At 72.0% G+C, this 25,408-nt stretch carries 31 protein-coding genes and 1 tRNA gene; 6 read left to right on the top strand and 26 right to left on the bottom strand.

Going from position 1 to position 25,408, the window contains the following annotated elements:
- A partial coding sequence (locus ACQP60_RS19070) for a DEAD/DEAH box helicase (RefSeq protein ID WP_429735836.1) occupies window positions 1-1,347 on the bottom strand: 1,347 nt, incomplete at its 3' end.
- A 274-nt stretch (window positions 1,348-1,621) separates the two neighbouring features.
- Here ACQP60_RS19070 and ACQP60_RS19065 point away from each other — a divergent pair.
- Window positions 1,622-2,368, top strand: coding sequence for a M50 family metallopeptidase (locus tag ACQP60_RS19065; protein WP_429735834.1), 747 nt, complete (start codon window positions 1,622-1,624; stop codon window positions 2,366-2,368).
- Window positions 2,369-2,389: 21 nt separating this feature from the next.
- On the opposite strand, the gene ACQP60_RS19060 is transcribed toward ACQP60_RS19065, so the two are convergent.
- Together ACQP60_RS19060 and ACQP60_RS19055 are read right to left on the bottom strand one after the other, a co-directional pair.
- A complete protein-coding gene (locus ACQP60_RS19060) occupies window positions 2,390-3,205 on the bottom strand; it encodes a DUF1206 domain-containing protein (protein ID WP_429735832.1) in 816 nt (271 codons plus the stop codon).
- A 195-nt stretch (window positions 3,206-3,400) separates the two neighbouring features.
- Window positions 3,401-3,685 carry an iron-sulfur cluster biosynthesis family protein gene (locus ACQP60_RS19055; protein WP_429735830.1) on the bottom strand — a complete coding sequence of 95 codons (285 nt, stop codon included), beginning with the start codon at window positions 3,683-3,685 and terminating at the stop codon, window positions 3,401-3,403.
- Between the two features lie 273 nt (window positions 3,686-3,958).
- Here ACQP60_RS19055 and ACQP60_RS19050 point away from each other — a divergent pair.
- From ACQP60_RS19050 to ACQP60_RS19040, 3 genes are all read left to right on the top strand, one after another.
- Window positions 3,959-4,031, top strand: a tRNA-Lys gene (locus tag ACQP60_RS19050).
- A 227-nt stretch (window positions 4,032-4,258) separates the two neighbouring features.
- Complete coding sequence (locus ACQP60_RS19045) at window positions 4,259-4,837, top strand: hypothetical protein (RefSeq protein ID WP_429735828.1); 579 nt, start codon at window positions 4,259-4,261, stop codon at window positions 4,835-4,837.
- A 44-nt stretch (window positions 4,838-4,881) separates the two neighbouring features.
- Window positions 4,882-5,646: a DUF2637 domain-containing protein gene (locus ACQP60_RS19040; protein WP_429735826.1), complete on the top strand. Its 765-nt coding sequence runs from the start codon at window positions 4,882-4,884 to the stop codon at window positions 5,644-5,646.
- Window positions 5,647-6,112: 466 nt separating this feature from the next.
- Here ACQP60_RS19040 and ACQP60_RS19035 read toward each other — a convergent pair whose 3' ends face one another.
- Both ACQP60_RS19035 and ACQP60_RS19030 read right to left on the bottom strand, forming a co-directional pair.
- Window positions 6,113-6,361, bottom strand: coding sequence for a hypothetical protein (locus tag ACQP60_RS19035; protein ID WP_429735824.1), 249 nt, complete (start codon window positions 6,359-6,361; stop codon window positions 6,113-6,115).
- A complete protein-coding gene (locus ACQP60_RS19030) occupies window positions 6,358-6,654 on the bottom strand; it encodes a hypothetical protein (RefSeq protein WP_429735822.1) in 297 nt (98 codons plus the stop codon). Before ACQP60_RS19030 ends, ACQP60_RS19035 begins: the two co-directional genes overlap by 4 nt.
- A gap of 430 nt (window positions 6,655-7,084) precedes the next feature.
- Between ACQP60_RS19030 and ACQP60_RS19025 the strand changes: the two genes are divergently transcribed.
- Window positions 7,085-7,384, top strand: a complete 300-nt coding sequence (locus ACQP60_RS19025) for a hypothetical protein (protein ID WP_429735820.1) — start codon at window positions 7,085-7,087, stop codon at window positions 7,382-7,384.
- A 243-nt stretch (window positions 7,385-7,627) separates the two neighbouring features.
- Here the strand turns inward: ACQP60_RS19025 and ACQP60_RS19020 are convergent, their stop codons facing one another.
- From ACQP60_RS19020 to ACQP60_RS18980, 9 genes are all read right to left on the bottom strand, one after another.
- Window positions 7,628-8,050 carry a holin gene (locus ACQP60_RS19020; RefSeq protein WP_429735818.1) on the bottom strand — a complete coding sequence of 141 codons (423 nt, stop codon included), beginning with the start codon at window positions 8,048-8,050 and terminating at the stop codon, window positions 7,628-7,630.
- Window positions 8,051-8,055: 5 nt separating this feature from the next.
- The gene (locus ACQP60_RS19015) at window positions 8,056-9,054 is read right to left on the bottom strand and encodes a peptidoglycan recognition protein family protein (RefSeq protein WP_429735816.1); all 999 of its coding nucleotides are present in this window, start codon (window positions 9,052-9,054) and stop codon (window positions 8,056-8,058) included.
- Between the two features lie 69 nt (window positions 9,055-9,123).
- Window positions 9,124-9,645, bottom strand: coding sequence for a hypothetical protein (locus ACQP60_RS19010; protein WP_429735814.1), 522 nt, complete (start codon window positions 9,643-9,645; stop codon window positions 9,124-9,126).
- Complete coding sequence (locus ACQP60_RS19005) at window positions 9,642-10,304, bottom strand: carbohydrate-binding protein (protein WP_429735812.1); 663 nt, start codon at window positions 10,302-10,304, stop codon at window positions 9,642-9,644. The genes ACQP60_RS19010 and ACQP60_RS19005 overlap by 4 nt, the downstream gene beginning before the upstream one ends.
- 1 nt (window position 10,305) lies before the next feature.
- Entirely contained in the window at window positions 10,306-10,572 is a 267-nt protein-coding gene (locus ACQP60_RS19000; protein ID WP_429735810.1) for a hypothetical protein, read from the bottom strand.
- Entirely contained in the window at window positions 10,569-11,438 is an 870-nt protein-coding gene (locus ACQP60_RS18995) for a hypothetical protein (protein ID WP_429735808.1), read from the bottom strand. The genes ACQP60_RS19000 and ACQP60_RS18995 overlap by 4 nt, the downstream gene beginning before the upstream one ends.
- Window positions 11,435-12,586, bottom strand: a complete 1,152-nt coding sequence (locus ACQP60_RS18990) for a DUF5047 domain-containing protein (RefSeq protein WP_429735807.1) — start codon at window positions 12,584-12,586, stop codon at window positions 11,435-11,437. The genes ACQP60_RS18995 and ACQP60_RS18990 overlap by 4 nt, the downstream gene beginning before the upstream one ends.
- 9 nt (window positions 12,587-12,595) lie before the next feature.
- Window positions 12,596-14,047 carry a hypothetical protein gene (locus ACQP60_RS18985; RefSeq protein WP_429735805.1) on the bottom strand — a complete coding sequence of 484 codons (1,452 nt, stop codon included), beginning with the start codon at window positions 14,045-14,047 and terminating at the stop codon, window positions 12,596-12,598.
- A gap of 15 nt (window positions 14,048-14,062) precedes the next feature.
- Window positions 14,063-18,202 (bottom strand): phage tail tape measure protein, encoded by a 4,140-nt coding sequence (locus tag ACQP60_RS18980; RefSeq protein ID WP_429735803.1) that lies wholly within the window; start codon window positions 18,200-18,202, stop codon window positions 14,063-14,065.
- Window positions 18,203-18,247: 45 nt separating this feature from the next.
- On the opposite strand from ACQP60_RS18980, the gene ACQP60_RS18975 reads away from it, so the two are divergent.
- Window positions 18,248-18,427, top strand: a complete 180-nt coding sequence (locus tag ACQP60_RS18975) for a hypothetical protein (protein WP_429735801.1) — start codon at window positions 18,248-18,250, stop codon at window positions 18,425-18,427.
- 22 nt (window positions 18,428-18,449) lie between these two features.
- On the opposite strand, the gene ACQP60_RS18970 is transcribed toward ACQP60_RS18975, so the two are convergent.
- From ACQP60_RS18970 to ACQP60_RS18915, 12 genes are all read right to left on the bottom strand, one after another.
- Window positions 18,450-18,716, bottom strand: a complete 267-nt coding sequence (locus tag ACQP60_RS18970) for a hypothetical protein (RefSeq protein ID WP_429735799.1) — start codon at window positions 18,714-18,716, stop codon at window positions 18,450-18,452.
- A 61-nt stretch (window positions 18,717-18,777) separates the two neighbouring features.
- Window positions 18,778-19,515 (bottom strand): hypothetical protein, encoded by a 738-nt coding sequence (locus ACQP60_RS18965; protein WP_429735797.1) that lies wholly within the window; start codon window positions 19,513-19,515, stop codon window positions 18,778-18,780.
- A 95-nt stretch (window positions 19,516-19,610) separates the two neighbouring features.
- The gene (locus ACQP60_RS18960) at window positions 19,611-20,117 is read right to left on the bottom strand and encodes a phage tail tube protein (protein WP_429735795.1); all 507 of its coding nucleotides are present in this window, start codon (window positions 20,115-20,117) and stop codon (window positions 19,611-19,613) included.
- Between the two features lie 6 nt (window positions 20,118-20,123).
- A complete protein-coding gene (locus tag ACQP60_RS18955; protein ID WP_429735793.1) occupies window positions 20,124-20,318 on the bottom strand; it encodes a hypothetical protein in 195 nt (64 codons plus the stop codon).
- Window positions 20,319-20,332: 14 nt separating this feature from the next.
- Window positions 20,333-20,770: a hypothetical protein gene (locus ACQP60_RS18950; protein ID WP_429735791.1), complete on the bottom strand. Its 438-nt coding sequence runs from the start codon at window positions 20,768-20,770 to the stop codon at window positions 20,333-20,335.
- Window positions 20,771-21,157, bottom strand: a complete 387-nt coding sequence (locus ACQP60_RS18945; protein ID WP_429735789.1) for a hypothetical protein — start codon at window positions 21,155-21,157, stop codon at window positions 20,771-20,773.
- A complete protein-coding gene (locus ACQP60_RS18940; RefSeq protein ID WP_429735787.1) occupies window positions 21,154-21,549 on the bottom strand; it encodes a DUF6093 family protein in 396 nt (131 codons plus the stop codon). The genes ACQP60_RS18945 and ACQP60_RS18940 overlap by 4 nt, the downstream gene beginning before the upstream one ends.
- Complete coding sequence (locus ACQP60_RS18935; RefSeq protein ID WP_429735785.1) at window positions 21,546-22,133, bottom strand: hypothetical protein; 588 nt, start codon at window positions 22,131-22,133, stop codon at window positions 21,546-21,548. The genes ACQP60_RS18940 and ACQP60_RS18935 overlap by 4 nt, the downstream gene beginning before the upstream one ends.
- 15 nt (window positions 22,134-22,148) lie before the next feature.
- Window positions 22,149-22,460: a hypothetical protein gene (locus tag ACQP60_RS18930; RefSeq protein WP_429735783.1), complete on the bottom strand. Its 312-nt coding sequence runs from the start codon at window positions 22,458-22,460 to the stop codon at window positions 22,149-22,151.
- Window positions 22,457-23,311: a major capsid protein gene (locus tag ACQP60_RS18925; protein ID WP_429735781.1), complete on the bottom strand. Its 855-nt coding sequence runs from the start codon at window positions 23,309-23,311 to the stop codon at window positions 22,457-22,459. The genes ACQP60_RS18930 and ACQP60_RS18925 overlap by 4 nt, the downstream gene beginning before the upstream one ends.
- Window positions 23,312-23,324: 13 nt before the next feature.
- Window positions 23,325-24,038, bottom strand: coding sequence for a phage scaffolding protein (locus ACQP60_RS18920; RefSeq protein ID WP_429735779.1), 714 nt, complete (start codon window positions 24,036-24,038; stop codon window positions 23,325-23,327).
- Between the two features lie 47 nt (window positions 24,039-24,085).
- Window positions 24,086-25,408 (bottom strand): VG15 protein, encoded by a 1,323-nt coding sequence (locus tag ACQP60_RS18915; protein WP_429735777.1) that lies wholly within the window; start codon window positions 25,406-25,408, stop codon window positions 24,086-24,088.

The following is a 25,408-nucleotide window of genomic DNA, read 5'->3' as shown; positions in this document are numbered from 1 at the left end:
GTGGCCGCCGGACGACGCGGGCTGCCCCTGCGAGCGCTGGCCGCGCTGGCCCTGCTGGCCACCGGCCGCGCGGGAGCGCTGGCCGCCGCCCTGCGCCTGGCCGCCGCCCTTGCGGCGCTGCGGCTGCGGGGGCGCTGTCGGGGCGGGCGGCGCCACGTACGGCGCGACCTCGCCGACCAGCGCGGTGACGGTCGCGTCGCCCGGGGCCACGGGCTGCGGGCGGGCGTCGATCTTCGCCTTGCGCGTGAGGTCGCGGACGTCGCCGCGCTGCTCGGGCAGCATCACGGTGACGACGTCGCCGCCGGACCCGGCGCGGGCCGTGCGGCCCGAGCGGTGCAGGTACGCCTTGTGCTCGGCGGGCGGGTCCACGTGCACGACGAGCTCGACGTCGTCGACGTGGATGCCGCGCGCGGCGATGTCGGTGGCGACGAGCACCTTGACGTCCCCGGACGAGAAGGCCGCGAGGTTGCGCTCGCGCGCGCCCTGGCCGAGGTTGCCGTGCAGGTCGACGGCGGGCACGCCCGCGCCGGTGAGCTGCTTGGCGAGCTTCTTCGCCTGGTGCTTGGTGCGCGTGAACAGCACGCGACGGCCGGTGCCGGACGCGAGCGCGTGGACCACGTGCTTCTTCGCGTCGGCGTCCGCCACGGCGAGGATGTGGTGCGTCATCTGCGGCGGCGGGGCGGCGGCCTCGTCGACCGAGTGCGTCACCGGCTTCTTGAGGTAGCGCTTCACGAGCACGTCGACGCCGTTGTCCAGCGTCGCCGAGAACAGCAGGCGCTGGCCCACGGCGGGCGTGCGGTCCATGATCCGCTTCACGCCGGGCAGGAAGCCGAGGTCGGCCATGTGGTCGGCCTCGTCGAGCACGGTGATCTCGACGTCGTCCAGGGTGAGGTGCTTCTGGCCGAGCAGGTCCTCGAGGCGGCCGGGGCAGGCGATGAGCACGTCGACGCCGGCGTTCAGGGCGTTGACCTGGCGGGACTGGGCGACGCCGCCGAAGACGGTGGTCGTCACGAGGCCCAGGGCCTTCGCGATCGGCTCCATGGTGGCGTTGATCTGGTTGGCGAGCTCGCGGGTGGGGCAGAGCACGAGCGCCCGCGGGCGGCCGGGACGACGGCGCGGGCGGCCGGCGGCCGCGGCCTGCGCCGCCGACGTCGCGAGCCGCGTCACGACGGGCAGCGAGAACGCGAGCGTCTTGCCGGAGCCGGTGCGACCGCGGCCGAGCACGTCGGTGCCGGCCAGCGTGTCCGGCAGCGACGCGGTCTGGATGGGGAACGGGGTGGTGATGCCCTGGTCCGTCAGCTGGCGGACGACAGGGGTGGGCAGGCCGAAGTCGGCGAAGGTAGTCAAGAAAAAGGGCCTCTCGGGCAGGGACGTCTCGGACGTCTGGGGGTCGGGGTCCGCCGCACGCAATCCGGGGGGATCTCCACGACGCGGGGCGCGCAACGCGCAGCCACCGCCGCCATTCTCTCACGACCGGCGCCCGGGACGACAGCCGCACCGCCCTCCGCCACCCCTCGGCGCGGCAGCTCGTGCTCGCGGCGGCAGTTCGAGCTGCCGCCGTGGACCGAGACTGCCGCGGTGGACGGCTCGGCCGGGGACGCTCCCAGCGGCCCGTGGTGGAATGGCCGCCGTGGACGACTTCCTCGCGACCGTCGGCGACGTGCTGACCCAGATCTGGACGGCCGCCACCACCCCCGTGCCGCCGCCCGCGCAGCCGGTGGTGCTGGCCGCGGGCCTCGCCGCGCTCGCCGTCGTGCTGGTGACCCCCGTGTGGCGGGTGGCGCGGCACGTCGTGACGATCGCGCACGAGGGCGCGCACGCCGTCGCCGCCATGCTCACCGGGCGGCGCCTGGACGCCATCCGGCTGCACTCCGACACCTCCGGGCTCACGGTGTCGGCCGGGCGCCCCCGCGGCTTCGGGATGATCGTCACGGCGTTCGCCGGGTACGTCGGGCCGGGCCTGACCGGCCTCGGCGCCGCGTGGCTGCTGCGGCACGGGTACGCGGTGGGGCTGCTGTGGCTGCTCGTGCTGCTGCTCGCCCTCCTGCTGCTGAAGATCCGCAACTGGTTCGGGCTGTGGTCGATCCTGGTCTCCGGCGCCGCGCTCGTCGCGGTCTCCTGGTGGCTCGAGCCTGCCGCGCAGGCAACCGTCGCCTACGCGGTGACGTGGTTCCTCCTGATCGGGTCCGTGCGCCCCGTGCTCGAGCTCCAGGCCCAGCGGTCCCGCGGCCGCGCACGGCGGTCCGACGCCGACCAGCTCGCGGCCCTGACCCGCACCACCGGCATCCTGTGGGTCGTGGTGTTCCTGCTCGTCACCGTCGGCTGCCTGGTGCTCGGCGCGACGTGGATCGTGGAGCCGGCGGCCTGAGGGCCGGGCACGGCCGGCGCGTCAGAGGCGCGCGTACCGGGCCCGGGCGAACGAGTAGACGCCGTAGGCCGCGATGCCCAGGCCCGTCGCCACGAGCAGCACCACCCCGAACGGCTGCTCCCTGATCGTGCGCAGCGCGTCATCCAGGCCGCCGGCCTTCTCGGGGTCGGCCGTGACGGCGGCCGCGACGAAGAGGCCGCCGAGCACACCGAGCGCGATGCCCTTGGCGACGTAGCCGACCTGGCCGAGCCGCACGACCGCCCGCCCGCCGGCGCCGCCCTCGGTCGGGCGCAGGTCGTCGCGGAACGACGTCCGCCAGCCCTTGACGACGTGGAAGACGCCGACCCCGACGATCACGGCGCCGACGACGGCGACGAGCCACCGGCCTGCGGGGGCGTGCATGAGGTCGGCCGTGAGCCCTTCCTCCGAGCCGCCGCCGGACGACCCCGTCGCGACCCGCACCGCGGTGCCGGCGAGCACCCCGTACAGGACGGCCTTCGCCGCGGCCTTGGCCCGGGCACCGGCCTGCTCCGCCGTGTCGGCCCCCGGCACGCCCGCCACCGCCTCGGTAAGCTGCCACAGGGCCAGGCCGCCGAAGCCTGCTGCCGTCAGCCACAGGAGCACGGCACCTCCCGGTGCCGAGGCGAGCTCGCGCAGCGCGCCCTGCTGGTCGGCGCTTCCTCCCGTGGACCCGAAGGCCAGGCGCACGGCCAGCCAGCCGAGGAGCAGGTGCAGCACGCCCGAGGCCACGTACCCGGCTCGGGCGAGGGCCTGCAGGGCGGTGCTGTCGTTCGCGCTGCGCGAGGAGCGTCGGACGGCGCGGGCAGGGTCGGTCACGGGTCACCTCCGTCGGTGCCGCGGGGTCGCGGCACCACACGATGGCGCACGCGCGCCCTGGCCGCACCCCGCCGGGCCGTGACCCTCGCGACACGACGACGGCCGGGCACGGAAGTAGCTTCGTGCCCGGCCGTCGGAGGACCGGTCAGGCGGGGGCGGTTCACCCTCGGGTCGCGCCGCCTGCCCGCCCGGACGTCACGCCTGGGGCGTGAGCACGAACCCGGGACCCTGCGCGGCAGGGTCGGTGTCGAGGGTCAGGGTGTCGAGGGCCGGCGCGGCCTGCGCCTCGACGAACACGTGCGTGGCTCCCGACTCGTCGACGACCTGGTCGTCGGGCTGGGGCGCCGGGACGAGCGCGAGCTCGAAGTTGCCGGGCTGGCCGGCGGACTGCGCGATCCGCAGCCCGCCCTCGTCGGGCACTCCTGCCTGCTGGGCGAGGTCCTCGACGGCGGTACGGGCGTTGTCGGTCACGGTGAGCATGGACGCTCCTCTCGTCGGTCCTTGCGAACCCGTCCACCGAAACAGGACGAGGGGGCCCGGCGCAACGATGAGACGCGATCGGGACGAGATCTCCCGGTGGGTGAGACCCCGCGTGACAGCCGCGCCGGCGCGTCGATAGGTTGCCCTCCGTGACCTGATCGTGACCTCTCGGGCCACGTCGCGCGCGTCGCCCGGGACCCGGTGAGCACGGGAGGGCCGCTGCCCCGCGTACGCTGTCCGCAGCCGGCGACCGACCTCCGGGCGGACGGCGGCGGGCCTCTAGCTCAACTGGCAGAGCAGCGGACTTTTAATCCGCGGGTTCAGGGTTCGAGCCCCTGGGGGCCCACCTCTCTGACCTGCATCGATGCCGATGCAATGGCCTCGCGGCACAATCTCGTGTAGCAGACGTGTAGCAGCAGACTGCACGAGATTGCGCTACGGTGGCCCCACAACAGAACGACCCCGACAGGTGCTGGTAACACCTGACGGGGTCTGACCACCTTGAGAGATCGGACCTCTCTGATGGCTGACGCCTACGGTATCAGCGCACCTCCGACACAGACGTCGAGGCCGGTGCGCATCAACGCCCACGCTCCCCTGTGGCGCATCGTCGACGCCCTCGCGGCCTCCGGCTGGGGTGACCTCCGCGACGCCCCGCAGAGCGTCCGCACGTACCTCCTCACGCTCGGCCGCATCGCCGACGCCCGGTCCGGCATCGCCGAGACCACCGACGCCCAGGTCGCCGAGCGCGCCGGGCTGTCCGTGCGCACCATCATGCGGGCCCGGGTCTGGCTCGAGGAGCGCGAGCTGCTCGTCGTCATGCGCCGCGGCGCCCGCCAGGGACTGCGCGGCGTCGCGTCCCTGCTGTCGATCACGAAGCGCGCCCTCGTGGCCATGCTGCCCAGTGCACGCGCCTCGAAGGACGCCCGCACTCGGGCCCGTGCCGCTCGCCCCGGTGGCGCTCCCAACGTGACAGCGTGGCGCGCCTTTCCTTCCTCACGGAAGAAGACGGGCCCCGCTGCGCGGGTGCCCCGGCCTGACGGCCCGACGAACATCCAGAAGCGCCTCGTCGAAGAGGCCGCGCACGCGGCCGCCAACCCGCCGCGCCCCGAGACCCTCGCCAGCATCCGCGCCCTCATCGCGCGCCGCTAACCCCTGCCCTCCCCCGCACCGCTCGCCAACGAAGGAGAGACCCGATGTCCCAGCACCGCCCGTCCCGGATCAACCCCGACACCCTGCCCGTCCTCGTTCTGGCCGTCCTGCTCACCGCCGGCCTCGCCGGCGTCAGCTTCGCGATCTCCTACGCCGCGCTGCGCGAGGTCTCCGCCTGGGCGGCCGTCCCCGCCGCGCTGTCCTGGGCCGTGCCCGTGATGCTCGACGCCGCCACCGTGGTCTACCTCCTGGCCGTCCTGGTGAAGCGTGCACGCGGCGAGAAGGCCCGCGGCGCCTGGGCAGCCCTGGCGCTCTGGACGGCCGTCTCCGTCGTCGCCAACGCGGCCCACGCCGCCGACGTCCCCGAGCTCTGGCAGCGCGCCATCGGCACCGTCGTCGCGGCCCTCGCGCCCGTCGCCGTCCTCCTCGCCATCCACACGATCGCGGACCTCATCACCGCCCCGGCGGACGCCGCGAGCGCCACCGGGGCGGACACGGACGCGGCGGCCGCGAGCGCCGGGACGGACGGCCAGGCGGACGCGGACACGAGCGCGGACACCACCCCGGACAGCGCGGACACGGACGGCCCGTCCGGGACGACGGCGGCCGGGCCGAAGGACGTCCGCCGGCACACCTCGCCCCGACCCCGGCCGCGCGGACGCGCCGTCGAGCACCGCGACGCGATCCTGCGTCTCGCCGCGGCCGGGAAGAGCGGGTACGCGATCGCCGACGAGATCGGGATCAGCAAGACCGCCGTGTACGAGCTGCTGCGTCGCGAGGTCGGCGGTCAGACGGCGCAACCCGCGTGAACTTCACCCGCCCGGGTCGCCCCCGCGCGACCCGGGCATGTTGCCCGCGACGTTACCGTCGCCACATCAGCACGCCCCGGAGGGAACGATGCGGAACCACGTGAAGGCGACCTGCTCTCGCGACGCCGTCTGCAACAAGTGCACCTGCATGGAGTGTGCGCACCGCTACTTCACGCCGAACTGGGACGGCCACACCTGCCAGGGCCGACCGGTCCCGGGGACCATGCCGGGGCAACAGGCGCTCATCGCCCGTTCGCGTTTCCTGTATTGGACAGCGCTCTACGTCGAGGATCGCCACCTGCTCGTCGGTCGTCGGGCGTGGAGCCAGAGAGCGGCCGTCCTTGCAGTACTCGACTACCTCGAACGCGAGTATGCGGACCCCATGGCGAGCCAGGCGGACTGGGAAGCCCAGACGGACCACGTCGCATCGCTGCGTAAGGCGTGGCTCCCTCGGCTCCCGAGTTGACTAGAGCGGCTCGCAGCACTCAGGACGCACCCAGACCGCCCACTGGCCCCAACCGGGGTACTCCGCGGAGAACGCGAGCAGGCCGGGCGCCCGGTGCGTCACGACACCCTCGAGCGTGACGACGTCGCCGCCATAGGTCCGAGCGGTACAGCGTGCCGACACCGCGGCCGGGAGCCGCTTCTGCCCGCGTGGCGTGGCGTCGTGATGCTCGATCAGCCCGGTGAAACTCCGGGCCTCGGACTCGATCATCGACGCTCCACCGCGGATGCCCAGACCCACGCCCAGCCCTGGCGTCCGGCGGCGTCGAGGTAGCGGACGTGGACCTGACGCGACGTCCATCCGATCGCCCAGCCGTCAACCTCGGCCTCGCGCTGCTCGCGCCCGTAGGTGATCCACACGCGCACCGCAGGCGGCTCGTCCGGCTCGACGACGCGCTCGCCCGCCCGGGCGCCCTTCGGGGCGTCGAGGGCCGTGTCGCGCAGCGGCACCGTCTCCACACCCTCGGGCCAGCCTCCCGCCGGCGATCGCCGCCTTGTCCCCATGCCGACCAGCGTAGCCCCCAGTCGAACATGCGTTCGACAGAGGGTGAAGTCTGACTGATATGTCGGGATTGCCCAATGTTGCAACAGAATCCTGTGGCAAGATCTCGGCCGTCAGGTGACGATGCCCACAGCGCGCTGCGCTGACCGTGTAGGAGACTCAACGTGACGATGGAAGCGACGAAGTCGTACAGGGACTACCTCGAGCCCGGGGAGTCCCTTTGTCGCTCCGTCGAAGATGTCTGCATCCAGCTGGAGAAGGAGGGGTGGCGAGTGCAAACCAGAACGGACCGCGGTCTGAGGTACTGGTGCCCGTCATCCCGATGCGGACGGCACCACCTCTGGATCGACCTCGAGAACCTCACCGACGAGCGACTCGACTTCATGCTCCGTAGAACGTGCCTGACCTTCAACTGAGAAAGAGGACCACCCGATGAAGCTCTTCGGCCTTGAGCTGGAGCTCACCCCGTCCGACCCATTTGCCGCCGCCGAGACGCTCGACCAGCTGCACGACGCCATGACCGCCGAGCCGGCGATTTACTCCGTCGACGTTGTCCTCGACGACGACGTCGCCTTCCTACTCGCCGGCGTGAAGGTCGGCGAGGACGAGGGCGGCGAGGACGCCGTGAACGCCTTCACGACTGCGTTCGACAAGGCGATCGTCACCGCGGGCGCGGACACGTGGGACGTCCGAGCCGCCGTAGTCGCACGCGAGATGGCTTTCGCAGGCTAGAACATGCGTGAGAACGCCCCCGTCCACCTGTCAAGGGTGGACGGGGGCGTCCGTGTGTCCGGTGTCCGTCCGGTCAGTCCGTGAAGCGTGACCGGTGCCGGTCGGCGTCCGCGTCGAGCTGAGCGCACGCGTCCGCTGCGGCCACGGACAGGTACGCCCTCGAGCAAGACGGACACCGGTGCGTCCGGACGACGCACTGTCCGTCCGTGCACGGGCCGTCCAGGCTGCAGGCCGGACAGTCCGTCACGAGCCCGCCCCGGCGGACACCTCGACGTCCGGCGCGTCCGGTACCTCGGGCAGGAGGTCGATCACCGTCCGGATGAGGGTCACGAGCGCCGCCCCGAGTGCCTGAGTGATGAGCAGCGGCCAGGAGATGTCCGTGAACGCGGCAGCGGACGCCAGGGCAGCGGCGAGGGTCTGGGCGAACGTCCGGACGACGCGGTCGAGGACGGCGGCCCAGCGGGTGCGTCCGCCGCCGAGCTCGGGCAGGTTCGCGAGCGACGTGGCGACGGACAGGACGGCGGCGAACGCGAGCGCCAGGAGGGCCTGGCGGGCGGCGTCCCAACCGCCGTCGACGAGCGGGGCCAGGAGCGGCAGCGCGGCCGCGAGGACGGTGTACAGGGCGCGCAGCAGTGCGGCGCGCCAGAACGCGAGGGTGAGGAGCACGGCGGTCAGCCTTTCTTCTTCGTGGCCGTCTTGGTCTTGGTGGTCTTCGCGCCCCGGACCCAGTTGCCGGCGGTGGTCTGCACCCACCACGTCTTGCCGAACTTGGTGCCGGACCCGTTGACGACGGTGAACGGGTAGCCCTTGGGCAGCAGGCGCCCGCGCTTGGTGCCGATGCCGGCGTACACGTGCGTGGGGGCGGTGGTGGTGCGGCGGTGGTGCTTCGCCTTCGCGCGGGCGGCGACGGCGGCGTCGAGCTTCTTCGCCGTCGCGGGGCCGGGGATGCCGTCCTGGGTGAGGCGGTACGTCGCCTGGAACGACTTCGTCGCGGCGATCGTCGCGGGGCCGCGCTTGCCGTCGACGACGAGGTCGTAGCCGAGGCGGTTGAGCTTGGCCTGCTGGGTCGAGATCCACGCGGTGGAGTAGCCGCGGTTGTCCCACCCGGGGTTGGCCGGCGCGGGGACGGGCTTGCCGCCGCCGAGCGCGTCGAGGTGCTTGCTGACCAGGCCGAGGAAGTAGGTCCAGGGGAAGTTGGGGCCCGGGTCCCAGTGGCTCGACTTCTTGTACACGCGGTTGACGTCGACGTGGCCGGCGAACCCCTTCGCCTTCGACCGGATCTGCGCGTCGGTCAGCCGGCGGACGGGGATGTCGTACTTCTTGCACCACTCCGCGGCGCACAGGGCCGCGATGTTCAGCGCCTTGAGCGAGAACGCGTCGGCCCAGTCCGCCGCGGTCTGGCGCGCGTACCCGGCGATCTCGATGTTGAGGGAGCGCGCGTTCGCGCCCGGCAGCGTCCACGCCGTGTCCTCGTCGGCCACCACCCGCACACGCGAGTCGTCGTCGACCGTCCACTGCGACGACGCGTCCACCCGCTGGAAGTACGCGGCGACGTTCTCCGCCGTCTGCGACCCCTCCGGCGCCTCCATCGTGTGGATGCCGATCAGGCTCACGGCCTCGGCACGACCCCGGTAGCGGCGGGTCGTCAGGTTCGTTCTCGTGGTGACCACGATCTGGTGCCTCCTCGGGCATGACGAAGCCCCCGGGCCGGACGGCGCGGGGGCTGGTGGTGGGGTGGGTCAGTGCTGCTGGTTCTCGATGCGGTCGAGGCGTTCCTCGAGCCGGTCGTCCCGCTCGCGCGCGTCCTCGAGGTGCTCGTCGAGCCGGAGCGCGTGGGCGCGGTACTCGCGCCGGGTCTCGGCCGCGAGCCCGTCGAGCCGGTCGGCCACGCGGGCCGTGTCGTCGCGGTCGCGACGGATGTCGGAGCGGACGCCGCCGATCTCCGCGTCGTGCCGCTTCTGGCCCTCCGCGAGCGCCTCGGCCAGCTCGACGGCCCGCTCGGCTGCCTGGCGCGCGGCGGTGAGCTCGTCGCGCAGGTTCGGGTACTCCGCGTCCTTGTGCTCGTTCTCCGTGTGCGTGCGAGCTACGCGGGCGTCCTCGGCCGCCACGCGGGCGTTCCGTGCGACCTCGCCGAGCTGACGTCGCACGGGGCGGTTCGTGATCCACGCCGCGCCCATCGCCAGCGCGCCGGTGATGAACGCGAACAGCACGACGGCGAGGAGCCAGATCAGCGGCGAGGTGCCGGCGGGCGGGGGCGTCATCCGAGAAGGGCCACTTCGAGCGACGGGTAGTCCTGGCTGTGCGTGTTGAGCGCAGAACCGGACCCCTGGTAGTGGTCGATCCTGACCGTGGCCCCCGCACTCAGGTAGCGCATGTGCGACGCCGACGTCACGTAGTAGGAGTTCGCGCTGCCCCACGACCACTCACGAACGGGCTGGCCGTTGACCATGATCCGGTTGATGCGCGAGCCCGTGCCGCTCGCGTAGGAGAACGTCGCCTGGATCAGGTAGAACCCGCTGACCGGGATCACGACGTTGTAGCGGTCGGCGGTCGACCACATGCCGGCCGAGTTCAGGGCAGCGTCCGCTTCGATCTGGTCGAAGCGGGTCGGCGTCGATTCCCCCGTCGGGATCGACTGCGCCGACGTCGCGACGACCTTCACGCCGCGGCGGAGGCCGCCGCGCAGCGCCGGTCCCCACGCCCCGCCGGACCGCATGTACAGGGTGGAGTCCGCGGCGACCCAGGCGAGCTGCCCGTTGGCGGGCGAGGCGAGCTCGGCGTCCCGGTCGGCCACCGTGTTGTACCGCGGGATGGCGCGGGCGCCGAGGAAGTCGAACAGGTTCTTGAGGTACGTGGGGATGTTGGACGGGTCGGTGTAGTCCGGGAGACCGGTGAAGCCCTGCCACTGGTCGGTCAGCATGTCAGACGTCCTCCGGGGTCTCGGGTGCGGGCTCGGGGTCCGGCTCGGGGTTGGGGTCGGGGTCGTGCTCGGTCGGCGGGTAGAGGGCGCTGATGCCGAGCAGCCCGGCGCGGGTGATGACGACGGCCTGCACGTCGTCCGGGGAGAACCCGAGGCCGGCCATGATGCTCGGCGGGTCGTTCCGGTCGACCGTGACGGGGTCGGGCGGGAGCGGCTCCTGCTCGTCGGGCACGAGCTCGCCGACGTCGTCGGCCTGGGTGTCGGTCACAGGGTCACCTCCGTGGGTGCGGTGTACGTGATGACGAGCCGGGCGTGCCGGTCCAGCTCTGTCGCGGACGACGCCTCGAACGCGTCCGTCGTAGAGCTGGACGAGAACGCGATGCCGGTCAAGACGCCGGTCGCGAGGGCGACCACCCACGAGGACGGCAGGGTCCACGTCACGGCCTGCCCGAGTTGGAACGGCGCCAGGGTGAGGGGCCCGTACCCAGACACCCAGGACGGCTGACCTTCGGGCGGCGGGCTGGCGGTCGTGTACTTGTGCCCGAACATGCGCGGCGCGGCCTGCGGGTTCGGCAGGGTGTCCGTGCGCGTCATGGACAGCGTGACGAGGTGCACGGTGCCGGCCGCTGCAGAGATGGCGTCCAGGGCCGCGCGGGCGTTGTGGTAGAGCAGATGCGTGGTGTCGTCGGCGGGGCGCACGACCGGTTCGCTGCCGTCGCCTGCGCCACCGCCCTGGAAGGGCCACCGGCCCTGCATGACCGTCCCGTGAACCCGGGCGCTCCCGTTCGTCACGTAGTCGTACAGCCACCACGCACCGGTGCCCGTGTTCCGCTCGAGGTGCCAGTTGTTCACCAACGGCACGTCCAGGGTGCGGTACACGGGCGGCGCCGACGGCGCGGTCACGACGCCGGCCAGGACCCACTGCCCGCTGACGGGGAGGATCAGCGCCCGGGCGCCGACGGTGGGCAACGCCGCCTGGCCGAGGACGTCGGGCTGAAACGTCGCGCCGCCCTCGATGAACCGCACCGTCACCGCGGCCGGCGGGCCCCCGGACACCGCCGTCACGATCGCGTACCGGCCCTGCGCGGGCAGCTCCCGGCGGATCATGTCCAGCACCGCCGACGGGGACGTCACGAGACCACCGTCCGCAGATCGCGCGTGCTCACGGGGAAGTCGCCTCCAGGGGTCAGGGGAAGGGTGAAGGAGTCGATGACGTGCCGGCGCACCGTCTTCGTCCGCCCGGACACGCTGGTGGGCACGACGACGTCGACGACGTCCCACGCCTCGAGACCCGCGTGCGGCACCGCCGACAGGTTCAGACCCGCCTGGGCCCCGACCCGCTTCGCGCCCTCCGCGGCCGCCACCGCCCGGCACTGCGCGAGCGTCGTCAACGACGGCTGCGACAGGATGTCCGTCGCCTTGCCCCACGCGCCGACGTCGGGATCGCCCCACCTGGTGGGGCTGCTGGGGTCCTCGTCGCGCCAGACACCCACGATCGGGTCCGTGGCGCCCTCGGGCGTGGCGCCCTGCACAACCATCTGGTTGACGACGCCCGCGCGGGTCTCCGACCGGCGGGAGTCCAGCAGCGTGCGCCCCTCCCCCGGCGCGAACGTCCACACCGCCGGCGACGACGTCGTCGGCGCATCCGTGATGACGAACTGCCCCAGCGGGTCCGCGTACACCTGCGCGCCGATCGAGCGCGCCAGGGTGAGGATCAGCCCCCACCTGTCGGTGTCCTCCGTCAGCGCCTGCACCGGAGCGTCCCGGGTGACCGTCGTGATGACGACCGCCTGCGGCAGACTCTCGCGGATCAGCACGCCGATCAACGCGGCCGCCGACGGGCCAGCGACGGTGCGCGGCGAGGAGAACGTGTCGTCCGCGACGTAGGCCTCGCGGGACACACCCGCGAGCGAGACCTCAGTGCGGCCGAGGTCCGACCCATCCAGGTTGTCGATCCGGAACCGCCCCACGGGGAGCGTGAGCGGACGCCCGTCCGACGCGACCAGCGAGTGCTTGATCCGCACCTCGTGCCCGCGCGTCGCGAGCACGGGATCCTGCACGAGGGGGTCCGGCAGCGCCGGCGTCTCCGCGTACAGCGACGTCGGCAGGAACGGCGGGATCGTCAGGTTGCAGCTGCGGCGAGTCGTCGAGTTCGCGTCGACCGTGATGTTCCCCGCCGCGACAGGCAGGTTCGAGTACAGGCGCACGCCCGCCTTCCACACGTCCGCCACCACGGACAGCCCGTTCGACCCGGTGACGACCTCGCCGTACCCCTCGGGCAACGGCCACATCTACGACCACGCTCCCGTCGCGAGATCCAGCAACGTCAGCTCCGCATCGACGATCGCCTGCAGCGTCGGGAACGCGTCGCGCACATCGCCGAGGGTCGTGCCCGTCCACCCGGACGCCGGGCCTGCGGGGACCGCCGCCTCCTTGAGGGTCAGCGTCGTCACCCGCAGCGGCTGCAGGTCCGAGCGCCGTCCGGCGGGGTTCGACGTCGACATCGACTGCACCTGGTAGTACCCCGAGGGCAGTTCTTCCGGCTGCCCCGTCTGGATCAGCACCACCTGACCCGGCGCCTGCCGGACCGCACGCTGGAGCGCCGCCAGATCCCCCGGGCTGTACGTCGACAGCTCGAGCGTTGTCGTCAGCGCACCCATGCCCGCCGACTGCGCCAGCGCGCCCGCGCCCGACTGCGCGATCGTCGGACCACCCGGGATGTCCCACGACCCGCCCAACGTCTCGCGCGCCATGTCCCCGACCGTCCGCACCTTCGCGCGCACCGTCATCTCCGGGCGGCCCGGGACCTTCACCCACGCGCCCCACAGACGATCCGGCAGGAGCGTCTGCACCGTGCTGGTGGTCCCCCACAGGCTCGCGCCGGCGCCGTTCATCGCCACCGCGGTGTACTTCACCGACGCATCGGTCGGAGCCTCGTTGTCCGACCAGACGACGGAGCCGCCCGGCGCCGTGACGTTCTCCAGGCCCCGCACCGGGACGGTGAGCTCGTCCCCCGCCTTGCGGGTGATCCGCACCCGCGTGACGCCCGAAGGCCACCAGTTCGACCCGTCCACCACCAGCACGACGAGGCAGCGTTCCGGGTCCCACGTCGCCGTCAGCGCGGGCGGTAGGTAGGTCTCCGTCGAGGTGGAGGCGTTCGCCGCGGCGGTCCAGTCGTACCGCAGCGTGGCGGTGTCCGGGGTCGAGCCGTCGAAGAACCCCTGCACCGCCGCGCGTGCCTCGGCCTCGGTGTCTGCAACCGCGATGACGGCCTTGCGGAACCTGAACCCGTTGTTCGGGGACGCGACGGGGGCAGGCCAGGCGAACAGGCGGAGGTATCCGCCGGCGCTGCGCGTCTCGACCTGCGCGGCGTGAACGATCCGCGTGAACCCCGTGGTCGTCACAGGCGTAGCGGCGGAGCGCTGGGCGGCGTAGACGACCGTCCCGCCATCGCCGTACCCGTCGATCACCACGCGCATGTTGGCCGCAGTGCTCGTGTCGAGCGCCTTGACGTCCAACCCGAAAGCGACCCACTGACCGACGGCGGGGTTCGGGCGCGCCTCGGTGGCGGAAGCCTCGACGTACACGCCCCCGCCACCGGCCGCGTCGAGCGCCTCGATGCACGGCTCACCACCATCGTTCGCGACGAACGTGATGCTCTCACCGGACGACACGGCCCAGCCGGCGGTGCTACCAGCCGGGCGCGGGTTCGTGACGAGGTTCGTGCGCAGAAGTGTCGCCACCTCAGACCCTCCTGTTCATCGCTGGTAGCGGGACTGCGAGTCCTGCGCGGCCCCCGTCGCCGCGACCACCCGGGCCGCAGTGTTCTGCGACGCCCGGATGATGTAGTCGCCCAACGCCTGGATGTCCTGCGGAGACATCGGCGTCACCTGCACCTGCGTCGCCGCGAGCGCCGGGGGGTTCACGTTCCCGACGGGCAGCTGGTAGGTCGCGGCGGGCAGGCGGGAGGGGATGTCGAGCAGGTTGGACGCTGCTCTCGACACGTCGGGTTCGACGTCCTTGAGGCCGAGCACTGCGCCCTGCCCCACGTAGGTCATCAGGCCGCGGAACACGCGGGACGGGGACTTGATCCCCAGGGCCCGCTTGAGGGCGTTGACCATGCCGGTAGCCGTGGAGTTGATCTGCTTCTCGACGTCGGCCTGGGAGTCCTTGAGGCCGGAGACGAGGCCCTTCGCCGCGTTCAGGCCGCCCTCGTAGAACCCCTCGGTGACGACGTTGCCCGCCCGGCCGGCCCACGTGTCGATCGACGCGTAGGCGTCGTTCAGGCTCTTCGCGTCGGCCTTCGACAGCTGCAGCAGGGCGTCCGCGGCCGGCTGGCCGGCCTCGATGCCCATCGTGGCGATCTCCTGCATGATGACGCCGGAGAAGCCCTTCTCCTGCAGCTTGCGCATGGTCAGGGCGAACTTCTTCGCCTTGGCCTGGTACGCCTTCGCTGACGCGAGCAGCGACTTGCCCGACGGCGTGCTCGCCGGGGTCGTCTTCTGCGTGTACCAGACCTCGCCGCGTGCGTTCGTGTGCCGGACCTGCTCGGTCTTCGCCTCGGTCGACAGGTCGGAGAACGCTCCGCCGAGGCTGTACCCGCCGGTGATCGCGGACCGGACACCCGACTTCACGTCCTCGAGCTCGGCGACCTTGTCCTGTGCCTTCTCGAGCTGCTTCGTCAGGTCCTCGGCGTCCTTGTACAGGTTCCGCAGCCGGGTCTCGGCCCGGTTGGCGGTCCCCATCAGGGAGTTCGACTGCTTCTTGGTCAGGTCGCCGGACCGGGCGAGGTCGCGCATCTCGTCGACGACGCCGTAGGCGCCCGACAGGCCGCCCGTGACCGACTCGCGGATGTTCCCGCGACGGATGTCGGTCCGGACCTCGGTCCGCTGCTCTCGCAGCCGCGAGAGCCGGTCACGCTGCGCCTCGACCTTGTCGCGACGCTTGTCCAGCTCCTTCTCCAGGCGGTCGAGCTTCTTCTCCGCCTCCCGAACCCGTCGGGCTGCCGCCTTGTCGTCGGCGTCGCCCTTCGACTTCTTCGCCTCGCGCTCCGCTTTCTCTGCCGCCTTGACCGCCGCCCGCTGGTTGCGGACACGCACCGACATCGCGGACGCGGCACGCTGCGCCGACTCCAGCGACCGCTCCGCCGAGCCGACGCCGCCGCCTCCGGCCAACCCGGCCAGCCCGGCGAGGGCCTCACGCGGGATCGACCGAGAGTTGATCGCCGACATCAGGCCGTCGCCGTAGTAGTCCGAGGACTGCTCGTTGACGACCCACTCCCGCGAGCGCACCAGCACTCGCGGGATCCCGCGACCGTCTACGCCGAGGAGGTTGTCCATGGACCGGTCCGCCGGCGGCGTACCGGGAAGGCGTCCGCCGGTCGGAAAGCCCGGCAGGCGGGCGCCCCCGGCATCCATGGGCAGGCCGCCGGTGCGGTTGCCCGGCCCGGCGTTCTGGACGATCTGGGTGTTGGTCTTGATGGTGATCGTCTTGGAGTTCGGCAGGTTGATGATCTGCCGGCGGACGGCGTCGATCTCGGCCGCTGCGTTCCCGGTCTGGACGTCGACCTTCGCCGTGTACGTGCCCGGGATCAGCCCGAGCTCGTTCGCGAGCGCCTCGGCCTTCTTCGTGGGCATGCCCATCGACTCGGCCGTCCTAACGAACGAGTCGCGCGCGCCCTGCATCTTCGTCTGCAGGGTCTCCGTGCTGGCGCCGGTCTCCCGCAGCGAGTCGACCAGGTCGAGGCCCGAGGAGGCGATGTTGTCCAGGGCGTCCTGGTTGGCGCGCCCCTCCTCGGTGTTGAGGTCGAGCGTCTTCCCGTTCTTCTCGAGGGCCTCGCTCGCGGCGTCGACGGCGTCCTTGTAGGACCGCTGGGCCTCACGCGCGGAGAGCGTGCCCTGGTACAGCTTCTGCTGCGCGTCGTACTGCTCCTCGGCGGCCTCCGCGGCCGCGAGGTAGGCGTCCGCGGTGTTCTGGGCTCCGTGGGCGGCGTCGTCCATCACGGGCTTGATCTGGCCCGTGGCGATCTGCAGCAGGGTCTGGTCGTCGGTCGCGAGCCCGGCGGCGTCCGCGATCCCGATGAGGGCGTCGCGGAAGCCGGGCATGACCGTGAGCAGGTCCTCGTTCACGCCGCGGTAGTTGCCCGCCGCGTCGCCCATCGCCTGGAACGCCTCGACGGCGGCCGGCATGTCGGCCTGCGCGAGCTGGCCCAGGCCGTCCCCGACCTGGAGCATGCGGTCACGCAGCTCGGAGGACTTGACCGACGCGTCACCGAAGACACGGGTGACGGAGACGCCCAGGTCGGACGCGTGCCCGCCGATGGTGTCCCACACGGACGGGTCCGCCATCGTGTCGAGGAAGTTCGCGAAGTCCCGACCTCGGGCGAGGTCGGAGTCCTTCGGGAGCATGTCGCCGAACAGGTCCTTGACGACGTCGCCCGACGACGCGAGGCCCTTGATCTTGGCGTCGACCTCGTTCGTCCCCAGGGCGGCCCGGTCCGTGACGCTGTTGAGCGCCTCGAGTGCGGACACGGCGGCCGTGATCCCGACGGCCCACTTGCCGACGTTCTTGCCGATGCCGACCGTCTTCTTCGCGGTCTCGTCGGACATGATGCCGAGGTCGACGACAGCCTTCACCGTGTCGCCGACGGCGCCGCGGAGCTTGCCCATGGCGGCGACGCCGAGTAGGCCCAGGCCGGCCCCGCCGGCGATGAGCAGGATGCCCTGCTGCACCGGGTCCGGCAGTCGGGTGAACGCCGAGACCAGCTCCGTCGCCTGCTGGGTGAGCAGACGCAGCGGACCGTCCCCGCCGGAGCCGGCGCCGATCATGGCCGTCTCGAGCGCGCCCTGGAACTCCTCGATGTCACCGCGGAGGTTGTCCATCTTCGTGGCCGCGGTCTCCGCCGCGTACCCCTGGTCGTCTACGGCAGAGATCCACTCCGCGATGCCGGAAGCGCCCTCGGAGTAGAGGACGTTCGCGGTACGCAGAGCATCCGTGCCGAAGATCGTCGCCAAGGCAGCGTTGCGCTGCTGATCGGACAGCCCGGCGAGCTGAGTCTCCAGCTGGCCCGCGAGCGCCTCGAGCCCGATGAACTGCCCGTTCGCGTCGTAGGCGGAGATGCCGAGCTTGTCCATCTCCTTCGCCGCGGTCGACGACGGCGCGGACAGCGCCACGAGGGCGGTCTTGAGCGACGTGCCGGCATCGGAGCCGAGCAGGCCCTGCTGCGCCATGGCCGCGAGCGCACCGGTGGTCTCCTCGATGGAGAGGCCGACCTGGGCGGCGATGAGTCCGGACTGGTTGAGCGCGGCGCCCATGTCGGAGACGCCGCCCATGGCCTTGCCGGCGCCGGCGGCGAGCAGGTCGGCGACGTGCGTCGCGTCGCTGCCGGCCAGGTTGAACTGCTGCATGGCCGTGGCGGCGTAGGACGCGGCGTCCGCGAGCGCGAGGTTGTCCGACGCGGCGAGTGCGAGGGTGCCGTCGAGACCGCCGCCGAGGATGTCCTCGGCGGACAGGCCCGCCTTCGCGAGCTCCTCGATCGCGTTCGCGGCCTCGGTGGCGGAGAACTTGGTCTCGGCGCCGGCGGTGATCGCGGCTTCGCGGAGGGCGTCGATCGAGTTGCGGGCGTCGTCGCCGGTGGCGGCGACGTTCGACATGGCCTGGTCGAAGTCCATGAAGGACTTCACGGCGAGGCCGGCGACGGCGGTGAGCCCGGCGCCCATGAGACCCAGGGTGTTCCGCAGGTGGTCGGCGCCCTGCTCCGCGGCCTGGAGCTGGTCCTCGAGCTCTTGCAGGCGGGCCTTGTCGGAGATCTCTCCCGTCGCCTTGGCGGCCTCGCCCATCTTCCGCTTGAAGTCGGCGACGTCGGCGCGGAGGCGGACGATGATGCTGCGGTCGGCCACGGATTCACCTCCAGGGTTCTTGAGCGGTCTGGAAGGATGCGCGACATGGGAATCAGCCCGGCGCACATCGCCGTCGTCGTAGTCCTGCTCCTGCTGGTCATCGCCGTGGTGGTGACCGTGATCGCGCTGATCGTGAGGTCGGCGCGACGGTCACGAGCGGAGCAGGAACGGCGGCACCAGGAGACGCTGAGGGCGATCCGGGAGCAGGGCTCGTCAGACCGATGAGCAGCAGCGCCGTGCGGCGCAGCTAGTTCGTCTCGCGGGTGTCGACGATGCGCGGCACCGTTCCCGGCGCTGGCGCCTTCGCGTCCTTCTGCCATCGCTCGAGCGCGGCTTCGGTGTGATCGACGAGGGAGTCGTCCACCTCGAACCAGCCGTCGAGATCGGGGTCCGTGGCGAGCCTCCACGGGATCCCGTGACGGTTCAGGGAGTCCTCGTAGAAGGTGAGCCCCTCAGAGAGGAGGCGGTCCTTGTGCGTCCACGGTGCACCCGGCTGCGAGCGGCCCAGGTACACGAGAGGCGGCGCGCTCCACGAGCGCGCCGCCTTCAACGACAGGACGAGTCCGGGGCTCCGCTCAAGCCCCTGCGCGATGAGGGGCGGCGATCTGGACCTCCTCGAGCGTGATCCGCTCGAGCGCGGAAGTGAGGTCGCGGATGTGCCGCCGGCCGCCGGGGCGGGCCTTTACACGGCGCAGACCGTCGAGCGACGGCGCGGGCTTCACCTCGCCGGCGACCTCCACTCTCTGCACCGCGCGCGCGAGCCCGCGCAGGTCGATCTCCTCCTTGGCCTTCCTGATGTCCTCGACGTGCTTCTCGATGCGGCGCGTGTACGCCTTCTGCTGCGCGGCCGTCGCGCCCGAGCGCAGCGGATCCGGCGTCTCGGGGATCCCGACCTCGTTGGCGATCTCGCGGATCTCGTCCTGGTCGAGCGCGCGGATGTGCCACACCTCGCGGTTCGCCTCGTACCGGGCGTACAGGGCCTCCGCCTCGGCGACCAGCTCGGCCAGGCGGGCTCGGGCGTCAGCGAGCGCCTGCGGGACCTGCTCCGTCTCGCCAAGCGCGGACTCGGCGTCGGATGCGGCAGCGTCCCCACCGAGCGCGGCGTCGCCGAGGGTGGCGTCATCCGGCTTCTCGGGGGCGTGCTCGGCCTCAAGCTCGGCGACGAGCGCGTCGGCCTCGTCGATCTTCTCGAGCAGGGGCTCGTACTCGGCGTACATCGCCGGGTCGCGGTAGATCGTGATCTTCGTCTGCACGTAGGAAACGCCGTCGATCCAGTCCTCGACGGCGACGTCCACGCGCTCGGTGGTGTCCATGCTCACGGGTCCTCCACGGGTGCTCACGGGTCACGGGTGGTACCTGCCGGGCCCCGACCCGTGAACGGGGCCCGGCAGGTGGTCATGCGCGAGGGTCAGGCGCCGGCGGCGACGGTGCCCTTGTAGCGGCGCTGCACGCCGAGGGGGATGACCTTCTTGATGAACCCGCCGGTGTCGGTCGGGTCCTGGGGCTCGTCGGTGATGACGTGCCAGAGGGTGTACTCGTCGGTGGCGACCCACGGGTCGTCGTGCGGCTTGCCCTCCCGGACCGCGAGGTACAGGTGGGTGCCCTTCTCCTTCGCGAGCGCCCACACGAAGTCCTCGGTGGTGTCGGGCACGCCGGTCTCGTCGTAGTACCGGAACGGCGTCATGTTGCCCTCGAAGTTCGAGGCCCCGTAGGCGACCGCGTTGGAGTCCGAGCAGAGCTCGGTGTCCGGGACGGTGTCCGACGCGACGGCGGACAGCCGGAAGTCGGACTTCAGGACGTTGCACTGGATGTCCTTGCCGGCGGTCAGCTCGGTGACCGTGGCGGCCTCCGGGTCGGCCGGCAGGTTGGTCAGCGACGTGACCTTCTTCTTCGCGTCAGCGAGGGTCTTCGGCACAGGGGATCACTCCTTCTTGTCGTCCCCGGTGGCCGGGGCCTCGTTGGTTGCCGCCTCGGCGGCCTTGCGCCCCGACGCCTTCGCGCGGGGAGTGCGGGACAGGAAGCGGCCGATCACCGGGTGGTCGATGTGGTGCTCGGGGACGAAGTGGGGCAGCTTCTTGCCGGTGCGGGTGTCATACGCCGGGACGAACTTCGCCATGGCGCACCTCCTCATCAGGTCGAGGTCGGGACGGACTCGATGCGGTACTGGTCGGCCTGGAACGCCGGGTGCCGGCTCGAGCTGGGCAGGGTGACGTCGCGGTCGACGTCGGCGGACGCGAACCGCTCCCAGCGGATCGACGCCGCACGGTCGGGCACGACGAGCGGGATCGGGCCGCGCGGCCCGAGGGTGCGCATCGCGTTCCGCGCGAGCACGCCCGCCTGGTCGGGATTCACGCCGACGGATGTGACGCCGACGAGGAACGACGTGTGCTCGTTCGTCTCGCAGAGCGCCGTGTCGGGGCCGGGCGCGCCGAGCGACGGCCACACGAGGTAGTAGGGGTAGACGAGCGGCGCCTCGGCGCCGTTGACGTACCGGACGGCGTCGATGATGTAGACGTCGCGCCCCAGCGGCTCCAGGGCTGCCTTCACGGCCTGCAGGTGCGCGAGCATCTACAGCCGTCCGGCCACGTCGGCGAGGCCCTTGAGGAACCCTGGCGCCTCGGCCTCGAGCGCGCCCTCGGGGTCGGGGACGGTGCCCCCGCCGCGCGACGTGCCGAAGTAGGCGATGTTCGCGAGCGAGCCGGGCGAGCCCTTGCGAGGCCCGATCTGGGCCTCGATCACACCGCCGCCGGGGCCCATGCCCGACTTCATCGAGTAGTCGATCGACCGGGCGGCACCGCGGAAGTGCCGTGAGGCGGACATCTCTGCGCGCATCTGGCGCTTGATGTTGTTCGCCCCGCGGTGCACGACCGGCCGCACGTCCTGCGCGAGACGCTCTCCCGCCTTGCGGAGGTCCGCGCCCAGCGCGCGCAGCTCTGTGCTGTCGAGCTCGATCACGTCGGCACCTCCTCGACGCCGAGCCGGTACGCGGTCGCGAGGCTCTTGTGGAGCAGCGCAACCACACGGAACTTCCGGCCGGTCAGGTTCGGGTCCATCAGGGCCGCGGTGACCGTGACGACGTCGCCCACCTCCGGGGCGTAGGCGCCGACAGGCAGGTGCACGGCGTACCGCTGAACGGTGTACGTGTGGCCGCCGGCGGCCGGGGTGGCCTCCTGCGCCTCGTAGGTCTGCACCTTCGCCTTGCCGGCGTAGACCTCGGCCTCGGGCTGCACGAGGTCGCCCGTGATCGGGTCGACCACCTGCGCGCCGAGCCGCACCACCCGGACGACGTCGACCATGAGCTTCGCGGCGGACCGGCGACCGCGGCGCAGCACACCAGCCGCCGTCACCGGACAGTCCCGACGACGGCCGCCCCGCCGGCGAACCGGCCACGGAGCCACGCACGCGTGGACTCGGGCAGCTCCATCGGAGAGACGACCTCGTCGTCCCCCGTGGCCATGCCGTACTGGTAGTCGTCGATCCGCTCGTACCCCATGCCGCGCTTGGGGTCGTACTCGTCCTCGGCAGCAGCAAGGCCGCCAGCGACGAGCGAGCAGCACAGGTCGACGACGTCGTCCGGCACCGGGTCGTACCCGGAGTCGAACGTGACCTCGAGCTCGCCGGGGATGTCGCCGGGCATCTGCCAGTAGCCGTTGAGCCACAGGCCGGAGCCGCGGAGCTTGTAGTCCGTGACGACCTCTCCGTCCAGGACCACCGAGGACACCGAGTGCACCGGCTTGGCCGGGAGCTCGATGCGGCGCGACGGCTCGGTCCAGAGCGTGACCGTGGCGGTCACGCGGGAGATCGCGCACCCCGCGGCGTCCCGGATCGCGGCGGATGCTGCGTTGAGCAGCGCCGCGACCCGGGACGCGTTCGTGGTGTCGATCCCGCGGGCCGTCAGGTCATCCGTGCCGGCGAGCGGGGGCAGTGCCACGGCGACCTCCCTCGGTCAGGCGTCCTGGTCGTCGCCGTCGGGGTCGTCCCCGGTGTCGTCGGCGCCCTCGTCGTCGGCCGCCTGGTGGGCGGCGACGAGCTCCTTGAGCTCGGGCAGCTTCGTGCCGTCGGGCACGTCGATGCCGAGGTGCTCGGCCCACGCCAGCCAGTCGGCCTTGGGGCTGTTGCTCTTCGGCTCCTCCGGCACGTCCGGCTCGGGCGGCCCGTCGACGTACTCGAAGCCGCGGGTGCCGTCGCCGACGACGATCTCCGCCAGCCCCCGCGCGATGTCCGTGACGACCCCGTTGGGGTCCTTTACCCGCGTCACGGGGTCACCGACCACTTCGCCACGCCGAGCGGGCGGATGACCTTCGCGCCGTAGACGTGCAGACCACGCAGACGGTCGGCGATGCGGTCGTTCGCCCGCATGGCCTCGGTCTTCTCGATCTGGTTCACGTAGGCGAGCGCCGGCCGGTAGAAGGCGAGCGCGAACGGCTCGTCGATGACCGGCAGGTTCTCCGACGTGTAGGTCTCGAAGCCGAGGATTCGGCCCACGACCGCGTCCCGGAGGCCAGCGGGCGACCCGGACGTGTCGACGCTGGTGATCTTCGAGCCCGCGTCGACGAGCAGCGCGTCGAACTCGCTGTTGCAGAGCAGGACTCGCTGGGTCTTCGGGACCTTGGCCTGGTTCATCGACTTCCGCAGGTCGCGGATGATGTTGAACGCCGCGTCGCCCGTGGTCGGGGCGGCGCCCGACAGGCCGATGCCGGCACCCGTCGCGGCCGTGGCGAGGATGAACTTGTCGGCGTCCTCGGCGAGGCCCTCGGCAGCGGACTGCGTGTAGGCGTCCATCGTCCCCGCGGCCTGCCGGCGGTCGATGTCGTCGACGTAGAAGTCGAAGTTCTTCTCCTGGTCGATCAGGAGTTCCTGGCCGGTGTCCGAAGTGGCCTCGGGCTGCGTGGTCCGCGGCTTCGGCGCGGCGGTGGTGCCGCCGTTCCCCTCACCGATCGAGTAGTCGAAGATCGACACGTCGACGGCCGAGGTGATGTGCACCGTGTTGCCCTTGGAGGCGTCGCCCTCGTAGTTGCGGTTCGCGAGACTCGCGGCGACGGTCTGCTCCCGGAAGCTGGTGAGCATGTCCGCTGCCCAGATCTCCGGGATGAAGTTGTCGATGGCCATGAGGCCCTCCTTGTCAGTTGGTCTTGCCGGCGAGGAGGTCCTGGAGGAGTCCCTCGCGCTTGGCGGTGGCGATCTGCTCCGGGGTCTTCCCCTGGAGGTCGGCCCTCGTCCACTGCTTCTTGCCCGTCGAGCCCTCACGGTTCGCGGTCGGAGAGTGGATGATCGGCCCGGCGCCGCCTTCCGCGGCGAGGTACGGCTTGGACTTCACGAGGCCCTCGAGGGCCTCCGTCACGGCGGCGGTGTCCACTTCGCCGTCGTCGCTCACCTCGAACTGGTCGAGGTCGAGGTACAGCAGCGCGTCGGCCGGGTCCTTGAGCAGCTTGGCGGCCGCCGCCCGGACCTCGGACCGCCGGATGCGGTCGTTGGCCTTCTCGAGCGCCTTGGTCTCCGTCTCGCGCTGCTTCTGCAGCTCGGCGTGTTCGGCCTCGCGGCCCTGCGCCTTCGCGAGCTCGGCGGTCAGGTCCTCGACCTGCTTCTTGAGCGGGCCGGCCTCGCCCTTCACGCGCTCCTCGAGCTTGCGGTTGATCTCCCGCTGCGCGTCGAACTTGGCCTTCCAGTCCGTGGGCTCCGGCTCGGTCGTGCCGCCGGTCTCGGTGCTGGTGGTGCTGGCGCCGTCGGCAGTCGACTCGTCGGCGGCGCCCTCCTGCGCGGTGCTGCCCCCGCCGGCGAGCTCGTCGTCGGTCGGGGCGGTCATGAACATCAGCCGGTGGCGGATGCTGCGCTTCATGGTGCGGTCTCCCTTGCGGAGGTTGGCCCCGGCGTCCCTCGCGGACGTCAGGGGGTGAAGACCTGCCCGCGGGTGGCGAGCAGGAGCCGGTACTCGGCCTCGACGCGCGCGGCGACGGCCGGTGTCACGGGGCGGATGCGGCCCGACGCGCTCGAGCGGCCGTAGCCGGTCAGGGCCCCGGTCGGGTCGGGGCGGTTGCCGAAGCCGGGCGACTGGTAGGGGTCGCGGCCCTCCAGCACGGCCAAGTACCGCTGCTCGGCGTCGTACAGGCGCCGCTCGGCGGCCGTCATCGTGTAGCGGCTGTTCGGGACCCGGACGCCCGTCGCGCGGGCGTCCAGCACGGCCTGCGAGGCCGCGCGGCGGGTGCCCCCGCGGCCCATCTGCCCGAAGCCCTCGACCTGGCCACGCAGCGCGCCGCCGGCGACCTGCCCGCGGGGCAGCACGTACCCGTGCTCGCGCAGCAGCTGCAGCGCCCGCTCCCGGTCGCCGCCGGCCTGCTGGTAGATCAGCTCGGGCGTCATGCGCCGCTGGCCGCGCTTGAGACCCGCGGCCGCGTTGCCGCGGCGTGTGGTGCCCTCGGTCGTGAAGTTGCCGTTCGCGGTCATCCCGCGACGAGCGTTGACGACCTGGGAGACGTCGGCGCCGTCGCGGATGGCCTGCGCATTCGCCTTCCCGAACGCGGCGTCCTGCTCGGCCTCCGACATCGCGTTGAACGCCTGGTACGGGTCGTCGACCAGCCCCTCGTCCCGGGCCGCCTGCGTGGAGCCGGCTTGTGACGCGACGTGCACACAGTCGCAGCGCGGGTGGCGCAGGAAGCCCGTGTTCCACCGGTAGAACCGGCCCGCGAGGATCAGGCAGCGGGAGCATGACGGCGGGTTCAGCATCCGCGTGTACCCGACCGCCGGTCGCGTCGTGACGTCGACGCCGGCGGCCTGCCGGCCCGCGTCCGAGACCGTCGTCGCGACGATCATGTCGAGCGCGGACCGGCCCGCCGCGAGCGCCTGAGACAGCGAGCGACCTTCGGCGATCGCGGTCTTCGTCGTCGTCGCCGGCGAGTACAGCAGCCCGGCGAGGTCGCGGCCGTCGGACGCGTACCCGCCGAACGCCTGCGGGTCCGTGAGGTCCTCGGGCGGGACGTAGGTGCCCTGCTCGGCGAGCGTGGGCGCCGAGTACGTCGCGCCGGCGGCCGCCGCCTGCACCTGGATGCCGACCAGGACGGGCAGCAGCTGTGCGAGCGCGTCGTTCCACGACTGCGTGATGAACCGGCCGTCAACGTGCCCCCAGGCCCTGCGGGACGCCTTCACGGCGACCAGCTGCAGGCGCTGCATCTGGCGGTAGTGCTCGACGGCGGCCGCGGGGATCGTGGCCAC

It is taken from the genome of Isoptericola variabilis, from assembly GCF_050311655.1.
Lineage (GTDB): Bacteria > Actinomycetota > Actinomycetes > Actinomycetales > Cellulomonadaceae > Isoptericola > Isoptericola variabilis.
This window is presented reverse-complemented; position numbering and strand designations above follow the sequence as displayed.